This window comes from Confluentibacter flavum (assembly GCF_002843175.1).
In the GTDB taxonomy this organism is placed as follows: Bacteria; Bacteroidota; Bacteroidia; order Flavobacteriales; family Flavobacteriaceae; genus Confluentibacter; species Confluentibacter flavum.
Genome location: NZ_PJEO01000016.1, coordinates 197,357 through 221,710, shown reverse-complemented (window position 1 = coordinate 221,710; position 24,354 = coordinate 197,357). Strand labels below are relative to the sequence as shown.

Here is a 24,354-nt window from a genome sequence, read left to right as displayed (position 1 = left end):
TATTTAGTTTTATAGGTTTTCATTTTAAGTTTGTTTTGCTGGTGCATTAGATTTGGAGTCAGCATATGATTTGATAAATGCGGTCTTTTTTCATTATAAATCGCTACTGTTTCTTTAATTATTTGCTTCATAATTGGTAAGTCTTTGTTGTATTTGTCAATATTGAATTCCTGCTTTAAGATGCCGTTTATTCTTTCTGCCACAGCATTTTCGTAGGGATCAGAGTTTTGGGTCATACTTGGGTTTATTTTGTGCTTACTGAGTTCTTTTTGATATTCATTGGCGCAATATTGCAATCCTCTGTCAGAATGGTGTATCAACGGTAATCCCGTGTTTCCTCTCTGCTTAACAGCTAGTTTCAAAGCTACCAAACTGCTTTCTGTATTTAAATTATCAGACACATTATAGCCCACTATTTTCTTTGAATAAGCATCAGTTATCAAACTTAAATAACAAGGTTTCTCTCGTTTTCCGATATAAGTGATGTCCGACACCCAAACCTGTTCTGGCCTGGTTATTTGTAAATCCAGTAGTTGGTTTTTGTACTTTCTAAAGCGATGGTGTGAGTTTGTGGTTATGTGGTACGAACGCTTTGGAACGATCAATAAGTGGTTGGCCCTTAGTATATCAATAAATTTATCCCTTCCTATTTTCAATGTTTTTAAATCTTGATTTAGTAAATAGTACAACTTTTTGGCTCCTAACCTTGGCATTTGTGTTCTGATTTCTAAAACCATTTTCACAACCAATGCTGCCTTGTCCTGCTTGATAATGCGACGTTTTATACTTCGATAATAAACCTGTCTGTCTACCCCGAACAAAGTACAGGCAAACATTACTGTTTGTTTTTCTTGTTCTTTAAAATGGTCGATTGTTCGGGTGACGAGTTTTTTCGGATGTCAATTTGATATTCTTTTTCGGCAATATCAATCATCATATCGAATATGATGGCCTTCTTATCGGCAACGAAAGCTTGCTGTTCTAAAAATGCTTTTTGCTTTTCAAGTAGCTTGACCTTTGCTTCCAGTTCCATTATTTTTTGTTCAGGGGATTTTGGCATATTGGAGGGCGTTTTGTTTTCCCAATCAAAGCTACCAAATTTTCTTAACCATTCAACTATTGTTGAACGTGCCTGGATCCCATATTTGCGGCAAGCTTCATGAGTTGACAACTTGCCATGTTCAATTTCCTGAACTACTTGTAGTTTAAAAGACATTGTGTAGTCTTTCTGTGTACGCTTTACATAGCGGTTTTCTTGGTGGTTTTCCATAAGGATACTTTTTGTGTATCGCTATTTCAGGACAAGACAAATCAAAGAAAATAAAAACCCCTCTTAATAAAGAGGGCGTTTTTAAAATATCAAGAAACAGGAATTATTTTACTTTTTATTATTCTCCCTATTAATATCCGCCATCAAATTTTTTGGGTCTATTACCACGCTCTTAACCGCTTTTTTGGTTTCAAAACTATAGGTTGGGTAAGCCCAAGCCCAATCGGTTTTTTTGGTTGCGGTGGTTGGTTTTTCGCCCCGCATCATACGTAAGGGGATGTAAAAATCTTCGGTGCTGTCATCTGTATACGTCACGGTAACATCTATAGGCATTGGCATTAAACCAATACGTTCTAGGGTTACGGTGTTCCCCTCCATAGATTTTACCCCATAATCGATGGTGTTGGTGGTTTGGGCAAAATCGGTTAAATACCAATCTAACTCTAGCCAAGAGACCTTTTCTGCCACACGAATAAAATCGTTAGGGTTTGGGTGTTTAAAAGACCACTCTTTAAAATAGGTTTTAATGGTTTCTTGTAAAGCGTCTTCGCCCATAACGTAACCCAATTGTGCTAAAAACACGGCGCCTTTGTAATAGGAAGAAATACTGTAAGCCGCATTATAATTATAACGATCTGCTTGGGTTGTTTGCGGTTGTTCCCTTCCCGATTTTGCAAGGTATATGTAGTTGTCATACGCTTCTTCCAAAGGGTGTACTTTCCCTTCATTAAAAATGGTATTTACAGCATTATATTCTACATAGGTTGCAAAACCCTCGTCCATCCAAGGGTGTTTTGATTCGTTGGTGGCCAATAAAAACTGAAACCACGTATGTGCCATTTCATGAGATATGACGCCTTTAATGATGCCTTCATAAGTACCTTCACCTAAAAGAAGGGTACACATGGCATATTCCATACCACCGTCACCTCCTTGAATAATGGAATATTGTTCGTAAGGATAGTCGCCAATATGATTACTGAAATATTGCATAAACTCTACCGCCTTGGGTTGTATTTTTTTCCAATTGTCCAATTTGTTTTGGGGCATGGTGCTTTTATAAAAAAAGTGAAGCAATGGCCCATTTGGAACTTGCAGGGTATCGTGCGTATAATCGGGATCGGCTGCCCATGTAAAATCGTGTACATTGGGTGCTTTAAAATGCCAAGTGAGCTTATCAGTTTTTGGCACGTTTAGTTTCCCAGTTTCGTAACCATGACCTATCTCGTTTGGGTTTTGTAAATAACCCGTTCCGCCAATGGTATAATTTTTATCAATGGTTATTTTTACATCAAAATCGCCCCAAACACCATAAAATTCTCGAGCAATGTATGGATCGGTATGCCAACCATCTACATCATATTCCGCTAATTTTGGATACCATTGCGCCATGGATAAGGCAATACCTTCTGAATTGTTTCTGCCTGAACGACGTATTTGCACTGGAATTTGTGCATCAAAAAGCATATCGAACGCGACGCTTTCTCCCGGTTGTATAGACTTGGCCAAATTAACTTCTAAAATGGTACCAATGGTTTTGTGTGTAACCTCTGTACCGTTTTGTTTTAAGGAATTCACTTTTATATAGCCAATTTCGTTGGGCTGTAACTTGCTAATGCGATCCTTAACCCGACGGTCTGGATCTGGAATGGTTCTAGAACGCACATCCATTTCGCTATCCGGTTGAAAGGCATTAAAATATAAATGGTAAAACACCCGATGTAACACATCGGGTGAATTATTTGTATAAACTAATTGTTGTTTTCCTTTGTATTGATAGGTGTTTACATCCACATCAATGTCCATTTTATAATCTACATGTTGTTGCCAATAGTAAGGGTTTTCAGAAACCAAAACTTTTGACGGGGCTTGCGAAGTCCCTTTACATGAAATAAATAAAACAGTTAAGCATAAAGTGTATAAAAATAGTCTCTTCATTAAATAGTGGTTTTTATAGCTTAGAAGCCATAATCAACGCATTATAGGCATTAACTATTTTTCCTGATGAGGTTAAATTTGAAAACGGCTTTACATTTTCTGTATCACCACCAACGACTACATTTGCTTTAATTGGTAATCCAGACTCCATAAGAATCTTTTTCACTTGTGATGCTTTTAATTTTGGATAAAGTGAACGAATTAACGCAGCAACACCAGCAACTGCAGGAGCTGCCATAGAGGTGCCTCCTTTGGTATCATACTCGTTTTGTGGTGTGGTGGAGTATATTTTTGCTCCAGGGGAAAATACATCCACGTTAATTTTTCCATAATTTGAGAAATCGGCAATCATATTTGCGCCATATTTTGGCTCCAACGCCCCCACGGTGATAAACGTATCCGACACTTCAGGGCCGTTATTAACTTGGTCGTTAGGGTAAACGGCTTTTTTATCTAAGTCTTCACCTTCATTTCCGGCAGCTTTTACAATTAATACATCATGTTTTCCTGCATAGGCAATGGCTTCCCTTACCCAATCACTATGTGGCGAGTAGTATTTACCAAAACTTCCATTAATAACTTTAGCACCATTATCAACGGCATATCGAATGGCTAAAGCAATATCTTTATCGTATTCATCTCCATTAGGAACGGCACGAACAGACATGATTTTTACATTGTTGGCAACGCCATTGGCACCTTTGCCATTGTTGCGTTCTGCAGCAATAATACCCGCAACGTGCGTGCCATGGCTTTCGTCTTTTTTACTTGGCTTCACATTGCCATTGCCATAATACTTTGTAGACATGTCGTCAGGGTCATCTCCATTTAAACGCCCTTTAAATGTTAGGTTTAAATTATAGTTTAGGCGGTCATTAAATTGTTCGATGCCTTCGTTTAGCTGTTCTTTAAATTCGGCAACGCTGTCATTATCTAAACTATAAACATATTTTATAAGCGCAACCGCTTGTTGCAGTTTTTCGTTTTCGGCTTTTATGGCACTAACCTCTGCTTGTGTATATTCTTTTTTGTTCAAATGCGTTGAAACAATGTCATCAGCAGTAATTAATTGTTGTAAAAACTGTTCGTAATTCGTTTTAAGTTCTGTGTATTTTTGATATTCTTCATCGTACTCGGCTTTTGCCCTAGCATAATCTGGATTATTGGTGTCTTTGCTGGCTAAAATACGAACAAATTCCAATTGTTCATTATAGGCATCTCCTAAAAAATTCCAACCATGGATGTCGTCTACATAACCATTTTTGTCATCATCAATGCCATTGTTGGGAATTTCTTTTGGATTGGTCCACATAACACCATCTAAATCTTCGTGGTTTATATCAATGCCCGTGTCAATGACGGCAACGATAACCGTTTCTCCTTTTTTGTTTTTAATAATGTCTTGATAGGCTTTATCCACACTCATTCCTGGTATGGTGTCTTTAACCAAATCTAGGTGGCCCCATGTTTGTTTTTCCTGTTCTGTCAAAGCCGAAACTTTTAGTGGGGAAGTATCTATATTTTCTATAGGTGTTGAGAGGATTGGCGCGGTACTACCACAGCCATAAATTAATACGGCTGCAAAAGCCGCTACTGATAATGATTTAAATCTGTTCATTTTTATGTATTTGAATTAGTCTATTGTTTGTTAACTGAAAACCTCTTGGGCAGTAAATACCTCATTTAATCTTACACCTTTTTCGGTATGTTTTACAGTTATTATTTCGTTGTGAGCGTCATGTTCTAAAAATAGATAATAATTATTATCTGCCGCTATATTAAGAAATTTTTCTTTCTCGTTTAAGGTTAATAGAGGCCTTGTATCATAACCCATAACAAATGGTAATGGCAAATGCCCCACAGTAGGTAGTAAATCGGCCATAAAAGCAATGGTTTTTCCTTTGTATTGAATCAAGGGAATCATTTGTTTGTCGGTATGTCCATTGGCAAAAAAAACATCAAAACCCAATTCGGAATTTTTAAGTAAATCGTCTTCTGGAAGAGATAAAAATTTTAATTGTCCGCTAGCTTCAATAGGACGAATATTCTCTTCTAAAAACGATGCTTTTTCCCGTTTATTGGGTTGGGTTGCCCATGCCCAATGGTTTTTATTGCTCCAAAAACGGGCATTTTTAAAAGCGGGCTCATAACCTGTATGGTTTTTGTTCCAGTTGATGGCACCCCCACAATGGTCAAAATGAAGATGAGTTAAAAACACATCGGTAATATCATCGGTGCTAAAACCGTTTTTTTTAAGTGATTTTTCAAGAGTAGCATCACCCCATAAATAGTAATAGCCAAAAAATTTATCAGATTGTTTGTTGCCCATGCCTGTATCGACCAATATAAGCCTGTTACCATCTTCAATAAGCAAACATCTGGCGGTAAGATCTATCATGTTATTGGCATCGGCAGGGTTGGTTTGTTGCCAAATGGATTTTGGAACGACGCCAAACATGGCACCACCATCTAACTTGAAGTTTCCGGAATTTATTGGATATAATTGCATTTAGGGCTAAAAGTAAAATATCTTGCAAATTACTAAAAACGTTAATGTGAAGTCAAAAATCATTACTTTTATTAGATTTTTTTAACATTTTTATATTTTAATTAAACAAAACATTCTTTTGAATCCTTCAAAAATTCAATTAGATTTATAAAAATAATTTTTTAATATGAAGCTAAAACGGATTATCGAAGCACCATTAAAAATAAAAAAAATGGATCTCTTACGGTTCGGTCGTGATTTCAAACCTGATGAGGAAGTTATTTTAAGGGATTATCTTGCCATTGAGCGCACACGTTTAGCGAACGAGCGTACATTACTCTCTTATATTAGGTCTTCGTTGTATTTGATTTTAGGAGGAATAGCCTTTTTACAACTGGACAGTTTTGAGAATATAAAATACTTGGGTTTATTATCGCTAATTTTAAGTGTTGTTTTTTTAGTGATAGGGGTATATCGCTTTCTTTTACTTAAAAAAAGTTTAAAAAGGGTCTATTTTCTAGACGAAGAAAGGCGAAAACACAATATTGGAGACAAAGAAGGTTAAACAATATAAAGAACCTTTTCTTCTATATTTATAGTGTCATTGTAATGAAAAGGACGGTTGTTTTTATTTTCATCAATAATCAAAATGGGTAAAATCTTTACATTTTCATTTAATTTAGACTTTAGCCATTGCCTTGTGGTCATTTTTTGAACTACTTTTTCAAATACCTCTTTATGCTCATTGTTTTGTACTTTTTTAATCCAGTTATCTATATTTGCTTTTGACGCAAAAAGTGTAGATGTTGAAATTGATTTAAGAAGGCTAATACCTGCTCGTCCTTCCCCTGAGGTTAAAACTATATGTTTTTCAGGTATATAAAAAGCATCATAGGCTAGTTGGGCAGCCAAAAGGTTAATCTCGCTATTACTGGTTAGACCTAAAAAGGTTTTAAAATTTTTTGCTCCAACTTCTTCCAAGATATTTGACTCCAGAGCATTTCCATGGATACAATTAAAACCATTTGCTTTTGCCGATGCTACTAGATCTTTATTTGAATCAATAAGGGTCACTGTATTAGAGTCCTTTAAATATTTTGATATCAGTAGAGCCAGAGAGTTTGCTCCCATAATAAGAAAACCTTCTCTTGTATTTTGTCGAACAAGTTTTCCACTTTTTTGAAGCCAATTTGTAGTCCAGGTCAGCATGATTGGAACAGAAAGCGTTGTTAGGATGGCCATGAACACTAAAATAGAAAACACTTCTTGAGTGATAACACCTTTTTGTAGGCCAATACCAGCAATGATAATTTCTACGGCGCCACGACCATTCATACCGGCACCAACGGCGAGACCCTCTCTCCAACCGTGCCCACTTGGTAAATAAAATAAGACAGTACCCAGAATTTTACCAACAAAGGCAATTACCAAGATTAAAATAAGGAGGTTTAAGTCTGTTTTAAAAACGTCCAAAGTAACTTGAAATCCCGTAGAAACAAAGAAGATAGGTGCCATAAACCCAATAGAAACATCATGGAACACACTATTAACTTGCTTGGTTATTTGTTTCTCAAAAATACCATCCCGAACAAACAAGCCAGCCATAAAAGCTCCTAGAATGCTATGTAAACCAGCGATTTCAGCTAATTCAGAAAAACCAAAAACAATAACAAGCAAGAGGGTAAAATACAGTGTTTTATCTTTTATATTGTATTTGGTAAATAGCTTACCAACATAAGGAAGTACATAAAATCCCAAGGCTGAAGTAAGGCCAAAAAACAATAGAGCTTTAACGGCTACCATAATAACGCCCATAGTGTCTACAGAACCAGCATCAATAAAACTACTAAGGCCTGCAAAAATAATAAGTGCAATCGTGTCAGATATAAGTGCACCTACCATTAGCACATATGCAATACGTGTATCCAATAAGTTGAGATCAACGAGTATCCTGCTTTTAGTAGCTAAAGAAGTAACGCCTACTGCAATACCAACAAAAAATCCTGATATTTGTGTGCCACCATTTATGGTAATGGCATAATAACCTAAAATAAATGGGACTAAGAATCCTCCCAAAGCTGCCAGCAAACCCGCTTTAGATGCCTTACCAAGATCCTTAAAGTTAATTTCCATCCCAATGTAGGCCATGAGCATAATGATGCCCGTTTCTGCTAGTACATCAATAGTTGAATTACTATCAATCCACCCCAGTAGAGCGGGTCCTACAAGAATACCAACAAGCAGTTCACCTAAAATAGCTGGATAACCAATTCTTTTCATAGCAAATCCTCCTATCCAGGCAGATATTAAAACAAGTAGGATACTTAAAATATCATAACCTTCCATATTTAACCTTTTATGTAAACTTACAAAAAAGGCGCTAAGAATAGAATATATGGTGGATTTAATTATATTCGTGAAAACGAAACCTAGCGGTCAATCGATTAATGTATATGGATTTATATTTAACTCTGGCAATCATTTTAGTAGGTGTATTTCTTTTCGTGAAGGATTATTTTTCTATCGATACAACATCAATTCTTATCATGGTCTTGTTCATTGTTGCCGGGGTACTAAATCCAGAAGAAGGTTTTTCGGGGTTCAATCATCCAGCCACTTTAACATTGGGCTGTATATTTGTTGTTAGTGGTGGCGTTTTTAATTCAGGTATTTTAAATGGATTAAGCGATCATATTATCAAATTAGCTAAAATTCATTATGTAGTGGCACTTGTGGTGTTTTGTGTTATTACCGCCGTGTTTTCAGCCTTTATAAACGATACGGCCATAGTGGCCTTAATGCTACCAATAGCTTTAACGGTTTGTAGGGAAACCAATATTAGTCCAGGAAGGTTATTAATGCCCATATCGTTTGCAGCACTTTTTGGAGGTACTTGCACACTTATAGGCACATCAACCAATATCTTGGTTAGCAGTTATGCTAAAAAATATGGATTGGAAGAATTTGGGATGTTTGAATTTAGTCTTGCTGCGCTTTGTTTGTTGGTTATAGGATTTCTATACATCTTCTTTATTGCTCCTTTTTTACTTCCAAAGCGTAAAGAAGAAGATAATGAGCTTACTAAAAAAGTAGAGGAATATGTTATTGAAATAGTTATGGTAGAAGGAAGTATAGACATTAATAAAGCCATTGTAAACTCAAAACTGGTTTTAGATTACAATGTAAATATCATGTCCATCATGAGAGAAGGGGTTTTAAATTATGATTTGGGACCTAAAACCATCATTCTAAAAGACGATGTTTTAAAAGTCGTTTTACCGCCACAAATGGTTCATAAATTGTTGGATGTTAAGGGCTATAAGATTAAAGGAAGTAAACTAATAAACAGCTCCGACAATTATAATGTTTATGAGGTTATTATTCCCTTTGGATCCGATTTGTCTGAAGGGTCTTTAAGATCCATGCAGTTTAATAGACGCTATAACATGTCGGTGTTGGCAATTCGTCACCGAGGAGAGATTATATTCGATAAATTATCATCAGTAAAGCTTATGGAAGGCGATATGTTGTTGGTTTTAGGAGAAAAAGAAGACCTCAAAAATTTAGAAGACAAGAAACTTGTTGTAACACTTTCAGAATATCAAAAGAAAAAGATTGATTTAAAAAAAGCCATACCCGCTGTGTTAATTGGAATAGGCGTTGTTTTAGCAGCATCCCTTAATCTCACTACGATATTAATAAGCGCCATGGTGGGAGCCTTATTGATGGTTTTAACTAGAATATTAAAACCTATAGAGGCTTATAACGCTGTAGAATGGAAAGTTATTTTTATGATGGCAGGCGTATTATCTATGGGAACGGCATTAGAAAAAACAGGAGGAGATCAACTTATTGCTAGTTTTATACAAGACACATTGGGGCAATACAACCCGCACATTACGTTAAGTTTATTGTATTTAATAACCTTTATTTCAACAAACCTTATTTCTAGTAAAGCCACAGCCGCATTACTAACGCCTGTTGTTATAAGCCTAGCAGCCATCATGGAAGTTAGCGAACGCCCTTTTTTGGTGGCCGTTATGTTTGCTTGTTCACTAACGTTTATGACGCCCATGAGCTATCCAACAAATACCATGGTATATGCGCCTGGAAACTATAAGTTTAATGATTTTTTACGAGTAGGAACCCCTTTAAATTTAATAATTTGGATAGCCGCATCCTTTGTTATTCCTTATTTTTTTCCTTTTTAAAAACTGATAAAAGAAATTAAGATTTTATTTAGTAAAGCCTAGGCGTTTTACCGGATAGATTTGATTAAAGGAATTAAAACATATCCCTTAGCCATAAATAAGCCTGATAAAATAGAATAAAATTGTAATTTAACACCGAATATAGTTTATGATAGAATTAGCGGGAATCATCATTTTTGGGATATTGGCTCAATGGGTAGCATGGAAGTTGAAAATCCCAGCAATTTTGCCTTTAATATTAATAGGGTTGCTGGTGGGCCCTATAGCAGCAGAGTTTTTAAGTAAAGATGGATCTAAGTGGATTGAGCCTATTTGGAACGGCAAAAAAGGACTATTTCCTGGCGATGGATTATACTACTTTGTTTCATTGGCCATTAGTATAATACTTTTTGAAGGAGGCTTAACATTAAAGCGTGCTGAAATTAAAACAGTTGGCCCTATTATAACCAAATTAATCACGCTAGGATCGGCAGTTACCTTTTTTGGCGCAGGTTTATTGGCAAGATTAATTTTTGGATTAAGTTGGGATTTGTCGTTTTTATTCTCTGCTCTTATTATAGTAACGGGGCCTACGGTAATAACACCAATTTTAAGAAATATCCCTTTAAAAAAAGACATTTCAACGGTGCTGAAATGGGAAGGTATTTTAATAGACCCCATTGGGGCGTTAGTTGCTGTATTGGTGTTTGAGTTTATTAGTGTTGGAGGACGTAGCGGTTTTACACAAACAGCCTTAATGGAGTTTGGTAAAATTATATTGTTTGGAACCACTTTTGGGTTTACTTTTGCCCGCGCTTTGGCCTTTGCCATAAACAAAAATTTTATACCACATTACCTCTTAAATGTTGTGTCGCTATCAACGGTATTGTTGGTTTTTGTTGAATCTGAAATTTTTGCACATGAATCTGGGTTATTGGCTGTGGTTGTAATGGGCATGGTTTTAGGAGATGGAAAGCTTCAAAACATTAAAGAGCTTCTTTATTTTAAAGAGAGTTTAAGCGTATTACTTATCTCAATCTTGTTTATTTTGCTTGCGGCGAACATCAATATGGAGGACTTAATGCTGCTTTACACTTGGAAAACAGTCATTCTTTTCGCATCAGTTGTTTTTTTATTAAGACCATTGGCTGTTTTTTTAAGCACTATGGGCTCTGAATTAGAAACAAAGGAAAAGGTATTTATAAGCTGGGTTGGACCTCGTGGCATTGTTGCTGCCGGTATTGCATCTCTTTTTGGAAGCAAGCTCTTAAAACAAGGTGTTGAAGGGGCAGAATATATTACACCCTTGGTATTTATGATTGTTTTGGGCACCGTTTTGCTTAATGCCACGACTGCACGTTTGTTTGCTAAACTGGTTGGTGTTTTTCTTAAAGATTCAAAAGGTATTTTAATTGTAGGAGCTTCAAAAGTATCAAGAATAATAGGGCATTACCTTGTGTCCAATGATAGACATGTAGTATTAATTGATAGTAACGAGAGAAACATTGAGAAAGCCAAAGAATTGGGTTTGGAAGCTTCAATAACGGATATTTATTCAGATAATTTAGTGGATAACATAGAGTTAAGTGATGTTGGTTATTTATTAGCATTAACAGGGAACCCAGAGATTAACTTGTACGCTATCAATAAATTTAGCAGGCAATTTGGTGAAAACGGGGCCTTTAGATTGATTTCTTCAGAGGAAATATCTAACAATAACAACATCCCTAAGGAAGGTTTGTTTTCTTACAAGCACGATTTTGGCTCTCTAATTGAAGTGACTAGAAAATATCCATCCATACAAGAAATTGATTTAGAAGATAAGGAACACTTTGAAAAGCTAATAGAGACAACTAACAACGATGGTGAAATCATTCCGCTTTTTGTTAAAGATCCTGAAGGTGAGCTTCATATTATTTCTTCGCGCAAACTAGAGGTATTAAAATCCATTAAACAGGGATATCAACTTGTCTATTTAGGGAAGCCGTTTGATATTGAAAAAGTGTGATTGAAAAGGAACAAGATTTTCCGATGAATTAATAAATTAAAAAAATACTGGTTTCGACACCTGAAATAGAAATGGCTAGTTTTAGTAAACCACTTTACTTTAAATTATTCTTGAACAATATTAATGAATGGCATCCTTTCGGATGCCATTCATTAATAATTGAAACATGGCGTTGCGATCTATAAACTTGTTATAACGACTTCCCTAAAGTTTTTATCAACGATGATGGTTGTTTCACCATTAACAACGATTTCCTCACAGATGAACCCTTCTTTATCGATTGTAACCTTTGCAGCTTTAAACGGTAAACCATGAAGTTCTAATTTAAACGTTTGATACGGGGCATCAAATTTCCCCGATTTATGTTGTTGGATGATGAGTTCTTTTTCTTTACCAATTAAATTAAATTCCCTAAAACTATATCTGCCTTTAATATAATCATAGCCATCATGGGCATCTTCAAATAATTGAGACGATTCCTTTCCGGGTTTATAATACACATCAAACTTTAATTCATCAATAATTTTTTCTCCAACATATTGTTGTACCGGGTATTTAGGAATCATGGCTCCCTCTTTAATAAAGATTGGCATACTGTCTAAATCGGCATCTACCCAAAGCTCTTGCCCACCTTCAACCAATTCATCTGTCCATAAGTTGTACCAATTTCCTCTAGGGAAATACATCCGTCTTCCTCTGGAGTTGGGGGCATTTACAGGACAAACAAGTATTTTTTCACCAAAAATAAATTCGTCATTTCTATGGTGTGTATGGCGGTCTTCTTGGTCAAATAGCACCAACGATTTTAAAATGGGGATACCTTCACTGGCATATTTCCAGAAAGCGGTATATAAATAAGGAAGTAACTGGTATCTTAGCTCAATGAATTTCCTAACAATATCGGTAATATTTCTACCAAAAGCCCAAGGTTCTTGGTCGCCATGATCTCCAGAGGAATGTGTTCTACAAAATGGATGGAAAATACCTAATTGTATCCATCGGGCATATAATTCTCCGTTTGGCTGTTCGGCAAACCCACCAATATCCGATCCAATAAATGAAAAACCAGACATACACATGCGTTGCGCTTGTACATTGGCAATGGTAAGGTGTTCCCAAGATGCTACATTATCACCAGTCCAACTAGACGTGTAACGTTGGGTGCCAGCGTAAGCAGCTCGAGTTATAACAAAAGGTCTCTTTGGGTAAGAGAACTTTTTAAGCCCTTGATACGTAGCACGAGCCATTTGCATACCATAAATGTTGTGTGCTTTTCTATGGCTGCAATGGTTGCCTTCATATTCATGTCTTACATCATCTGGAAACGATTTTCCTGGCACATCCATAACGGCAGGTTCGTTCATATCGTTCCAAACGCCTTTCACGCCGATATCTTCTACAAGTTCCTTAAATAAATCGGACCACCATTCGCGAACTTCGGGGTTTGTAAAATCTGGGAAATAACACTCCCCCGGCCAAACTTTACCTTTCATATAAGGCCCATCGGCACGCTTACAGAAATAATCATTTTCTATGCCTTCTTGGTAAACCCAATAATCTTTATCTATTTTAATTCCCGGATCAATAATAACAATGGTTTTAAAGCCTTGGTCTGCTAATTCCTTGACCATTCTTTTAGGGTCGGGGAAATATTCTTTACTCCAAGTAAAACACCTAAATCCTTCCATATAATCGATGTCCAGATAGATGGCATCACAGGGAATTTGCAACTCCCTAAACTTATTGGCAATTTCCTTTACGTTAGACTCAGGGTAATAACTCCATTTGCATTGATGATAGCCTAAAGTCCAAAGCGCAGGCATTTCATGTGGTTTCCCTGTTAAATCCGTATAATTAGCAACTACGTCAGACATGGCAGGGCCATAGATGAAATAATAATTCATTTCGCCACCATGCGCCCAAAAACTGGTAATATTTCTTCTTTCTTGACAAAAATCAAATTCAGTTTTAAACGTATTGTCAAAAAAGATTCCATACGATTTGCCGTGGTGTAAAGCGGTATAAAAAGGAATGGCTTTGTATATAGGATCTGTATTTTTACCAAAGGCATAAGAATCTGTTACCCAGTTTTCAAAACGTTTGCCTTTCAGATTGTTGTCTGTAGGTTTATCGCCCAAACCATAGTAACTTTCACTGTCTTGCGATGTTTTAGACATTTTAACAATGTTACCGCCAAAGTGATAATTCTCTTCCCAATGAAAACCTAATTCGTCTTCACATAAAAGGGTTTTATCTTTAGCATCATAAATAAAACTTCTTAAATCGGTTTTTGAAATGTTACAAATTAATTTTGATGTGGTAATGATGTAAAAAGCATCATCTTCTGTTACTTCAAGAAAATTATAGCCTCTACTAGCATATTTTGTTATGGCATATGAGAAATCTTTTTCAAAAACAGATGTTGTGGTAAATCTGAATCTCAATACACTGTCTCTAACCACGGTAACTTGTAGTGCCACTCCGTTTTCTGAAGTAAACGTTAAAGTGTCCCTGTTTTTTACGTAAGATATTATTTTGGTGGGAAATAAGTTCCCTTTAAATTCTAATTCGGTGTTTAATATCATATATAAAATTAAAAGGTATAATTAATTATCGAAAATAATAAATTTAATAAGCTTTTGTTGTCACTATTCATTAAAAATACCGTTAATAATTTATGGCTTGCATAAATTATCAACGGTATAATTGTATAAATCTCAAAATGTTTCTATGATTTTATACTAAAAGCGACCATACTTAAAGGAGGCAACGTGATTTGAGCTGAATTTTTTTTGCCATTCCATGAGTCATTTTTTATGGTGACCGCCCTTTTATTTGAAACACCACTACCTCCAAATTCAACAGCATCACTATTAAATATTTCTACCAGTTTACCTGTTACAGGAACACCAATTTTATATTTTTTATAGACGGTAGGTGTTAAATTACACAAAACCACAACATCATTTTCTGGATTGTTTCCTTTTCTTATGTAGCTAATGACACAGTTTTGGTGGTCATCATAGCTAATCCATTCAAAACCATCGTGGCTAAATTGTTTTTCAAATAAACCAGATTGGGATTTATAAAATGTATTTAAAGCTTTAAAATAGTTTTTTAAATCTTTGTGCGGTTTAAAATCCAGCAAATTCCAATCTAAACTACCTTGAAAATCCCATTCGTTATATTGACCGAATTCACTTCCCATAAACAACAACTTCGTTCCTGGGTGCGTAAACATATAACCGTAAAGCAGACGCAGGTTTGCAAAGCGTTGCCACTCATCGCCTGGCATTCTTCCTAAAATAGAATTTTTCCCGTACACCACTTCGTCATGGGATAATGGAAGCATAAAATTTTCGGTAAATGCGTAGGCCAAACTAAACGTAATGTCGTTTTGATGATATTGCCTATAAATAGGGTCTTTCGAAAAATAATCAAGGGTATCGTGCATCCAGCCCATCATCCATTTCATTCCAAAACCTAAACCGCCTAAAAAAACAGGTTTAGAAACGCCAGTAAAGGCGGTAGATTCTTCGGCAATGGTTTGTACGTCTGGGAACGATTTATAAACTTCTTCATTTAATTCTTTTAAAAACGCAATAGCATCTAAATTTTCTCGACCACCATAAATATTTGGTTCCCATTCGCCTTCTTCCCTGGAATAATCCAAAAACAACATAGAAGCTACAGCATCTACACGCAAAGCATCTGTATGATACTGTTCTAACCAAAATACGGCATTACTTATTAAAAACGATTTTACCTCGTTTCTACCATAATTAAAAATCAAGCTTTTCCAATCTTGGTGATAACCTTTTCTTTTGTCGGGATGTTCATATAAGCAAGAGCCATCAAAAAAACCTAAACCATGCGCATCTTCAGGGAAGTGGGAAGGTACCCAATCTAAAATAATACCAATATCGTTTTGATGTAGTTTATCTACTAGATATTTAAATTCTTCAGGATAACCAAATCGTGATGAGGGTGCAAAATAGCCAGTTAATTGGTAGCCCCATGATGGGTCATAAGGAAATTCCATGATGGGCATGAGTTCTACGTGCGTGAAATTCATGTCTTTCACATAGGTAACCAAATCATCCGCTAACTCAAAATAAGACAGGAAACGGTCTTCTTCTACGTGTCTTTTCCATGAACCTAAATGCACTTCATAAACAGAATATGGAGCGTCTAACGCATTGTGTTTTTTGCGTTTTTTCATCCAGTCACTGTCTTTCCATTTATAGGAGTCTTCCCAAACAACCGAAGCTGTTTTTGGAGGGTGCTCACTACGTCTGGCGTAGGGGTCTGCCTTTTCAGTTTTTATGCCGTTATTATGACTTTCAATTTTATATTTATATAGGTTGCCTTTTCCAATTAAAGGAATAAATCCTTCCCAGATACCACTGCTGTCCCAACGCACGTTTAATTGATGCTCGCCTTCTGCCCAAAAGTTAAAATCACCAATAACAGAAACTTGCTTAGCGCTAGGTGCCCATACTGCGAAATAAGTACCTTCAATACCATCAACAGTAACTATGTGAGATCCAAATTTTTCGAAAAGCCTATAGTGTTTACCCGCTTTAAAAAGGTTGATATCGAAGTCTGTAAATAGACTATAAACTTTTACTTGTGCCATATATTAAATTACAAATCCGTGAGGAATAGTTGCTCCGTTTTTAATTACTACAATACCATCTCTTATGGCATAGGTTTCTGTTTCTGTGTCTTCTAAGTGATCACCACCATTTATTTTTACGTCATCACCTATACGACAATTTTTATCGAGAATAGCATTTTTAATAAAGCACCGTTCACCAATGCCCATTAAGATTCTTATTTGCTTTTCTTCAATTTCTTTTAGTGTTTCATAATAATCGCTACCCATCATATAGGTTTTTATAACTGTAGATTCTTTACCAATTCTGGATCGAATACCAATGACGGATTGTTCAATTTTAGCTGCACTAATGATGCACCCTTCTGCAATTACCGCTTTATCTAAAGTTGTTCCTGCCATTTTTGTAGTTGGTAACATTCTGGCATGGGTATAAATACGTTTATTTCTATCGTATAAATCAAATTTAGGAATATTGTCTGTTAAACCAATATTTGCTTCAAAAAAGGAATCAATATTTCCAATATCTGTCCAATACCCTTCGTATTGATAACTTAATGTTTTATGTTTTTCTATAGATTGCGGGATAATTTCCTTTCCAAAATCTATTGTAGACGAGTCATTCATCAATTCGACTAAAAGGTCTCTGTTAAATATATAAATACCCATAGAGGCTAGATAATGGCGCCCCTCACGTTTCATCTCGTCACTAACATCCGAAGCCCAATCAGGTAATAAACTAGCGTCTGGTTTTTCAATGAAAGAGGTTACTAAACTCTCTTCGTTAGATTTTAATATACCGAAAGAAGTAGCATCTTTTGCATTAACAGGTATGGTTGCAATGGAAATTTCTGCATTATTTTTTGCATGAGCTTCTATCATTTTATCATAATCCATTTGGTATAATTGGTCACCAGAGAGTATTAAAGCGTATTCAAAATCATATCTTAAGAAGTGATGCATACTTTGGCGAACAGCATCTGCAGTTCCTTGAAACCAGCCTTTATTTGCAGGTGTTTGCTCTGCCGCAAGAACGTCAACGAATGCACTACTAAAAAAACTGAAATGATAAGTATCTTTAATATGGCGATTTAATGAGGCCGAATTGAACTGGGTTAACACAAATATACGTTTAATGTCGGCATTAATACAATTAGATATAGGGATATCTACCAATCTGTATTTTCCTGCTATAGGTACCGCAGGCTTAGATCTGTTTTCTGTTAACGGGTGCAATCTGGAACCTTGACCGCCACCTAATATGATGGCTAAAACCTTATTGTTAATCATAATTAGTTAGTTTATGGAGTTATATAAATTTATGTATTCTTGTGCGGAAACATCCCAGGAATGATCTATTTCCATGATTTTGCTTCTTAGTTTTTTATATTTTAATTCCTCTTTATAAAGAGCGACAGCCCTATCCATAGCATTTATTATGTCTAAAACAGTAACCTCTTCATGGCATATCCCAAACCCATTTTTTTCTGAAATATCTATAACGGTATCTTTTAAACCTCCAATGCTTCTTACAACAGGAATGGTTCCATACCTTAAAGCATACATTTGATTTAAACCGCAGGGTTCAACTCGAGAAGGCATTAGTAAAAAATCGGCTCCCGCATAAATAATATGTGATAGCTTTTCATCATACCCAATAAAAGCGTTATAAGTTCCAATATAATCATTTTTTAAAGCTTCTAATTGATTTTCGACAAACTTATTTCCCGAGCCCAATAATAATATAGTAGCATTGGTTTTTTCTAGAGCCAATTTGAATACTTCAGGAAATAAATCAGACCCTTTTTCGTCAACCAATCTTCCAATAAATGCAAAAAGAGGTTTTTCAAAATCTAAATTAAATGTATCACACAAATATTTTTTATTAGCCAAAGCGCCAGATTCAACGGTTTTAGTATTGTAATTTTCAATAATATAAGGGTCGGTTTCAGGATTCCAAACGTTCCAATCTATACCGTTTAATATACCAGAACATTTTGAGCTTTCTTCGCTTAGTAAACTCTCTAAACCGTTGGCGGCTATTTTTAATTCTTCCATATAGCTAGGCGAGACCGTTGTAACCCACCAAGCACATTTTATGGCAGCTGCTAAAGGGTTTACATTTCCGCCCCAATCCAATAAACCAACATGGTTAAAATTAAAGGGAGGAATTAAGCCTACTTTTTCATGAGAAAACCAACCTTGATATTGCGCATTATGTATGGTTAAAATGTTGGGGATTTTTCTAAAAGCCTCATACTTATAACTTTCTTGGAGCATGAATGGGATAAGCCCTGTATGATGATCGTGACAATGAATAATATCTGGAAATGTATCCCATGTAAGCATCCAATCTAAAGTAGCGATTTGAAACGCTAAAAAACGCTCGGTATCATTAAATGAATAGACAAACTCTTTGAAAATAAGTCCTGGAACATCAACAAAGAAAACATCAAAATCAAGAGGTTTTTCCTTTAGGGTTAAAATTCTAAATTCATAAGACGTGCCGCCTAAATTTAGATTTGCCTTATATATGGTTGAAAACAGATTTTCTTTAGTAAACGCATTATCATAAAAAGGCATGATAACTTGGGAAGAGATTTTAGGACCATTTTGATATTTTGGTAATGCTCCAACAACATCTGCAAGTCCTCCAACTTTTGCAACAGGGTAACATTCTGCACTTACGTGAATAATCTTCATTTGAAATTTAGCTTAGTTTATAAACATACAAAAATATTATACATTTTTTCAGCTAAATTTTATTTTTAAAGAAAATATTACAGAATCAAGTTTAATCAAAATTTTCTATAATAATATAGCATAAAAAGCCAAAAGCTTTAAGAAATCTTAATCTTTTAAATTTAAAACGGTCATAAAATCTTATTGATGAATTTAAATATTTTCTTATTTAATACTCTATAACTTAAAAAAACACTTTTATGCCTTTTGTATTTAAATGATAACTTGAGTGTTTTAGTTTCTATATTTGTTCTGTTCTTTATTAAAATATGCGCAAAAGATACCTTTATATATTTCTTTTATTTTATGTTTCTAGTTTAGGGGCCCAAACTAATACATTCAAAAAGCAATTAGATAGTATACAAAAATTGAGGCATCTTTCTAAAAAAAACGAGTTTGATTTAGAAACGCGAATAACCTATGCAAAACAAGCTGTGGCATTATCAAAAAGTATGGGTATAGATTCGTTAGTTTTAAATTCGAACAGTATTCTTGCTTGGGTTTATTTACATAATGGTAAATATTTTGATAAAACAAAAACATTGCTACATAAAAACCTAAAAGACGCCTATGCTTTACATGACACATTAAATATCTATCATACATTTATGAGATTAGGATATATATATGCTCGTTCCGAAAAAGCAAATGATAGTGCTTATTATTACTATTACAATGCTATAAAGTATATTGAAAACAGTTCCTCATATGAAGAAAATAAATATAAAATATACCAAGCAGATATATACAATAACATAGCTAATTTGCAAAAAGTCGAACAGGATTATGTCGGAAGTCAAGAGACAATAATAAACGCAATTAATTTAATTTTAACGGTTCCAGAAAGCCAAGAAAGCCTAGAATTTTTATCAGATGCATATAATTTATTGGGATTGAACTTAAAAGACCTTAAAGAATATCAGAAAGCAGTAGATTACTTTCAAAAATCATTGGAGATTAGTAATATAATACCAAATAAATATCAAAATAAGTTATATGCATTAATCAACATGGCGGAAGTTTATAAACTAATGGGTAATTACAAAAAGGCTCTTATTATATATTACGAATTACTTGAGGACGGCGAATTATCCAAAAAAGACCCTAGTTCATATGGCGCTATTCTAAACAATATAGCCTATACCATGTTTTTGGACAAAGATAAAAATGTAAAAAAGATTGATTCCCTTTTCAACAAGGCCCATCGCATTTTTGAGGATTTACAATTACCCTATGAACTATCCGCTAGTAGTAATGATATGTCTAAGTTCTACGAGGCCATTAACAAAAAAGAAAAAGCTCTTTCTTATGCCGAAAAGGCTTACAGGGTAAGCAAAAGTACTCGTAGATATGAAGAAAAATTACGTGCCTTAAAACAGCTGTCTAAACTAAAAAAAGGTGATGAGGGCAAGGCCTATTTATATGAATACATAGCGCTTACTGATAGCTTAATAACGAATGAGCGGGCCAACAGAAACAAATTTGCTCGAATACAATTTGAGACCGATGAATATATAAAAGAGACTGAACGCCTAAGCACGCAAAACATATTAATATCCATTATAGCGGTCATTTTTATACTAAGTTTGGGGTTACTATATTTTATAAGGCTACAACAAGGAAAGAACCAACGGCTTCTTTTTGACAAAGAACAACAAGAGGCCAATCAAGAAATTTATGGTTTAATGCTTAGGCAGCAAGCCAAATTGGAGGAGGGTAGAATGCAAGAGCGCCATAGAATATCAGAAGATTTACATGATGGGATATTGAGCCAGCTGCTAGGGACCCGAATGAATTTGGGCTTTTTGGATTTAAAAGGGGATAATGACACTATAGAGGATTATCATCGGTTTTTAGACGAAATCCAAAAGATTGAAAAGGAAATCAGGTCATTGTCCCATGAGCTCAAAGGAGATGAAGCCTTGACAAAAACAAATTTTGAATCCATAATAGATCAATATTTAAAAAACCAAAGTCTTATAGGTGATTTTAAATATGAAATTATAAATAGAAGTATTTTATTTGATAACATTAATGATTTTACAAAAGTTAATATGTATAGAATCCTTCAAGAAGCCATACAAAACATTATTAAACACTCAAAAGCCAATCATGTTCTGATTAATTTTTATTTAGAAGCAGAACGTTTAAATTTGATTATAGAAGATGATGGGGTGGGTTTTGATGTTAGTAGTGACAAAAAAGGTATTGGCTTAAAAAATATAGCATCAAGAGTTCAAAAGCTAAAGGGTTCTTTTAAAATAGATACCATACCAAATAAAAAAACGGTAATACACATAATTATCCCGGTTTAATTTTTAGTTATGAATACATATCATGTTTTAATTATTGAAGATCATCCGCTAATAACAGAAGCTTATAAAAAGGCATTCTCTCAAATTAGCTTGAAGAACCCCAAATTAAATTTCAAAATTAGTACAGCTAATAATTGTGATGCCGCATACTTAAAGATTAATGAAGCTTCAAAGCAACAAGGACTGGATATTATTTTGTTAGACATTAAATTACCGCCATCTAAAGAAGGTATACTATTATCTGGGGAAGATTTGGGACTTAAAATAATAGAATTATTGCCTAATTCTAAAATAATAGTATCAACGACATTTAATGATAATTATAGAATTAATTCTATTTTTAAAAGCTTAAATCCAGAAGGGTTTTTAATAAAGAATGATCTAAACCCTAATGAACTGGTTTTGGCTATGGAATCCATAATTGAAGGCAATCCTTATTATAGTAAATCGGTAATTGAATTAATGCGTAAGCTAACGTCTAATGATTTTTTAATAGATGCTATAGACAGAAAGTTATTGTATGAGTTGTCCAAAGGCACAAAAATGAGTCAATTGCCTGACATCATACCATTATCTATCTCTGCATTAGAAAAAAGAAAACGTGTGCTTAAAGAGATTTTTAATTTAACCGATAAAGAAGACAGGGATCTTTTCAGAATTGCTGAAGAAAAAGGGTTTATTTAACAACAAGCGTATTTTAACAGCATAATTACGGAATGACCTTACTTATTTTGAGGGAAAACCTTTAGCCTTGCAATTACACACCTTTTATATTTGTGATGCTATTAATAAAATCGAGAATAGATAGAACTCTCGAGAACATCTTTTAAGAATTAATATATTTAAAGATGATTTAAAAAAAGAGCGGCATGATATTTTATTATTATGCCGCTTCATTTTTTTAATCATTCAATTTTAAAACGGCCATAAAAGCTTCTTGCGGAATCTCAACATTTCCTACTTGGCGCATACGTTTTTTACCTTTTTTCTGTTTTTCAAGCAATTTACGTTTACGCGAAATATCACCACCATAACACTTCGCGGTAACATCTTTTCTAAGCGCTTTGATTGTTTCGCGTGAAATAATTTTTGCCCCAATGGCAGCTTGAATAGGAATATCGAATTGTTGACGAGGTATTAACTCTTTCAACTTTTCACACATTTTTTTGCCAATATTTTGTGCATTATCGGCGTGAATCAATGCGGAAAGCGCATCAACAGGTTGTGCATTGAGTAAAATGTCAAGACGAACCAGTTTGGACGTTTTCATACCTATGGGGTGATAATCAAAAGACGCATAGCCTTTAGAAACGGTTTTAAGCCTATCATAAAAATCGAAGACAATTTCCGCCAAAGGCATTTCAAACGTTAACTCAACTCGTTCTTGTGTTAAATAGGTTTGCCCAGCAACAATGCCTCTTTTTTCAATACAAAGTGACATCACGTTCCCTACAAAATCAGATTTAGTAATGATGGTTGCTTTAATATAAGGTTCTTCAACACGATTTACGGTAGAAGGATCTGGTAAGTCTGAAGGGTTATTTACTACAAAAGGGGTATTAGGATTTTTATTAGTGTAAGCGTTATAGGATACGTTGGGAACCGTGGTGATCACGGTCATATCAAACTCGCGCTCTAAACGTTCTTGGATAATTTCCATGTGAAGCATGCCTAAAAAACCACAGCGGAAACCAAAACCCAATGCGGCAGAACTTTCTGGAATAAACACTAACGAGGCATCGTTTAATTGCAGTTTTTCCATAGAACTGCGCAGTTCTTCATAATCTTCTGTATCAACAGGATAAATACCAGCAAATACCATGGGTTTCACATCTTCAAAACCTTCAACAATATTGATGGTTGGATTTGCGAAATCGGTAATAGTATCGCCTACTTTAACTTCTTTAGCTGTTTTTATACCTGTTATTAAATATCCAACATCGCCTGTTTTAACACTTTGTTTGGGAACTTGGGAAAGTTTTAATGTACCGACTTCATCAGCATAATATTCCTTATCCGTAGCAACAAATTTAATTTTTTGTCCTTTTTTAATTTCGCCATTAAATACCCTAAAATAGGTTTCAATACCTCTAAACGTATTGTAAACAGAATCAAAAATCAGAGCTTGTAATGGTGCGTCTGGATTCCCTTTTGGAGCAGGAATGCGTTCAATAACGGCCGCTAAAATATTATCGACCCCAAACCCTGTTTTTCCACTGGCGTGGATGATATCTTCTGGTTTGCAACCTAATAAATCTACAATATCGTCAGTGACTTCTTCTGGGTTGGCACTAGGCAAATCCACTTTATTAAGAATTGGAATGATTTCTAAATCGTTTTCCAGAGCTAAATATAAATTGGAAATGGTTTGTGCCTGAATACTTTGTGCAGCATCAACGATTAATAGAGCGCCTTCGCAAGCGGCGATTGAACGAGATACTTCATAACTAAAATCAACGTGGCCAGGCGTGTCAATAAGGTTTAAAATATATTGTTCGCCCTTATATGTATAATCCATTTGAATGGCATGCGACTTAATAGTAATACCACGTTCGCGCTCCAAATCCATGTTATCTAGAAGTTGATCTTGCTTTTCTCTTTCAGTAACCGAGCCAGTAAAATCCAATAAACGGTCTGCAAGCGTACTTTTTCCGTGATCTATATGTGCAATAATGCAAAAGTTTCTAATGTTCTTCATAAAAGTAATCTACACCTAGATTTAATTTGCAAATATAGATGTTTTTATCTGCAAATATCTGGTTTTTAAAACATGATATCCTTGGTT

Annotated in this window: 16 protein-coding genes; 5 read left to right on the top strand and 11 right to left on the bottom strand. The window is 34.9% G+C overall.

The window, feature by feature from the left end:
* From CSW08_RS06075 to CSW08_RS06060, 5 genes are all read right to left on the bottom strand, one after another.
* On the bottom strand, positions 1-836 hold an 836-nt coding region (locus CSW08_RS06075), incomplete at its 3' end, for an IS3 family transposase (protein WP_203226825.1).
* Complete coding sequence (locus tag CSW08_RS18235; protein WP_203226826.1) at positions 836-1,270, bottom strand: transposase; 435 nt, start codon at positions 1,268-1,270, stop codon at positions 836-838. The genes CSW08_RS18235 and CSW08_RS06075, both read right to left, overlap by 1 nt.
* Positions 1,271-1,378: 108 nt before the next feature.
* Positions 1,379-3,208 carry a M1 family metallopeptidase gene (locus tag CSW08_RS06070; protein WP_106659009.1) on the bottom strand — a complete coding sequence of 610 codons (1,830 nt, stop codon included), beginning with the start codon at positions 3,206-3,208 and terminating at the stop codon, positions 1,379-1,381.
* Positions 3,209-3,221: 13 nt separating this feature from the next.
* The gene (locus tag CSW08_RS06065) at positions 3,222-4,826 is read right to left on the bottom strand and encodes a S8 family peptidase (RefSeq protein WP_106659008.1); all 1,605 of its coding nucleotides are present in this window, start codon (positions 4,824-4,826) and stop codon (positions 3,222-3,224) included.
* Positions 4,827-4,856: 30 nt separating this feature from the next.
* Complete coding sequence (locus CSW08_RS06060) at positions 4,857-5,717, bottom strand: MBL fold metallo-hydrolase (RefSeq protein WP_106659007.1); 861 nt, start codon at positions 5,715-5,717, stop codon at positions 4,857-4,859.
* Positions 5,718-5,928: 211 nt separating this feature from the next.
* Between CSW08_RS06060 and CSW08_RS06055 the strand changes: the two genes are divergently transcribed.
* Positions 5,929-6,261, top strand: a complete 333-nt coding sequence (locus tag CSW08_RS06055) for a DUF202 domain-containing protein (protein ID WP_106659024.1) — start codon at positions 5,929-5,931, stop codon at positions 6,259-6,261.
* Here CSW08_RS06055 and CSW08_RS06050 read toward each other — a convergent pair.
* The gene (locus CSW08_RS06050) at positions 6,258-8,042 is read right to left on the bottom strand and encodes a cation:proton antiporter (RefSeq protein ID WP_106659006.1); all 1,785 of its coding nucleotides are present in this window, start codon (positions 8,040-8,042) and stop codon (positions 6,258-6,260) included. The two genes, CSW08_RS06055 and CSW08_RS06050, sit on opposite strands and share 4 nt — an antisense overlap.
* 107 nt (positions 8,043-8,149) lie before the next feature.
* Between CSW08_RS06050 and CSW08_RS06045 the strand changes: the two genes are divergently transcribed.
* A complete protein-coding gene (locus CSW08_RS06045) occupies positions 8,150-9,907 on the top strand; it encodes an SLC13 family permease (protein ID WP_238987209.1) in 1,758 nt (585 codons plus the stop codon).
* Between the two features lie 148 nt (positions 9,908-10,055).
* A complete protein-coding gene (locus tag CSW08_RS06040) occupies positions 10,056-11,894 on the top strand; it encodes a cation:proton antiporter (RefSeq protein ID WP_106659004.1) in 1,839 nt (612 codons plus the stop codon).
* Between the two features lie 179 nt (positions 11,895-12,073).
* On the opposite strand, the gene CSW08_RS06035 is transcribed toward CSW08_RS06040, so the two are convergent.
* The 4 genes from CSW08_RS06035 to CSW08_RS06020 form a co-directional block, all read right to left on the bottom strand.
* Positions 12,074-14,479, bottom strand: coding sequence for a glycoside hydrolase family 31 protein (locus CSW08_RS06035; protein ID WP_106659003.1), 2,406 nt, complete (start codon positions 14,477-14,479; stop codon positions 12,074-12,076).
* 143 nt (positions 14,480-14,622) lie between these two features.
* On the bottom strand, positions 14,623-16,533 hold the full coding sequence (gene glgB, locus CSW08_RS06030; RefSeq protein WP_106659002.1) for a 1,4-alpha-glucan branching protein GlgB: 1,911 nt from the start codon (positions 16,531-16,533) through the stop codon (positions 14,623-14,625).
* A 3-nt stretch (positions 16,534-16,536) separates the two neighbouring features.
* Positions 16,537-17,802, bottom strand: coding sequence for a glucose-1-phosphate adenylyltransferase (locus CSW08_RS06025; protein ID WP_106659001.1), 1,266 nt, complete (start codon positions 17,800-17,802; stop codon positions 16,537-16,539).
* Positions 17,803-17,808: 6 nt separating this feature from the next.
* The gene (locus CSW08_RS06020) at positions 17,809-19,215 is read right to left on the bottom strand and encodes a glycogen synthase (RefSeq protein ID WP_106659000.1); all 1,407 of its coding nucleotides are present in this window, start codon (positions 19,213-19,215) and stop codon (positions 17,809-17,811) included.
* 308 nt (positions 19,216-19,523) lie between these two features.
* Between CSW08_RS06020 and CSW08_RS06015 the strand changes: the two genes are divergently transcribed.
* Together CSW08_RS06015 and CSW08_RS06010 are read left to right on the top strand one after the other, a co-directional pair.
* A complete protein-coding gene (locus CSW08_RS06015; protein WP_106658999.1) occupies positions 19,524-21,569 on the top strand; it encodes a tetratricopeptide repeat-containing sensor histidine kinase in 2,046 nt (681 codons plus the stop codon).
* A gap of 9 nt (positions 21,570-21,578) precedes the next feature.
* The gene (locus CSW08_RS06010; RefSeq protein WP_106658998.1) at positions 21,579-22,253 is read left to right on the top strand and encodes a response regulator; all 675 of its coding nucleotides are present in this window, start codon (positions 21,579-21,581) and stop codon (positions 22,251-22,253) included.
* Positions 22,254-22,470: 217 nt separating this feature from the next.
* On the opposite strand, the gene lepA is transcribed toward CSW08_RS06010, so the two are convergent.
* Complete coding sequence (gene lepA / locus CSW08_RS06005; RefSeq protein ID WP_106658997.1) at positions 22,471-24,267, bottom strand: translation elongation factor 4; 1,797 nt, start codon at positions 24,265-24,267, stop codon at positions 22,471-22,473.
* Positions 24,268-24,354: the final 87 nt, after the last annotated feature.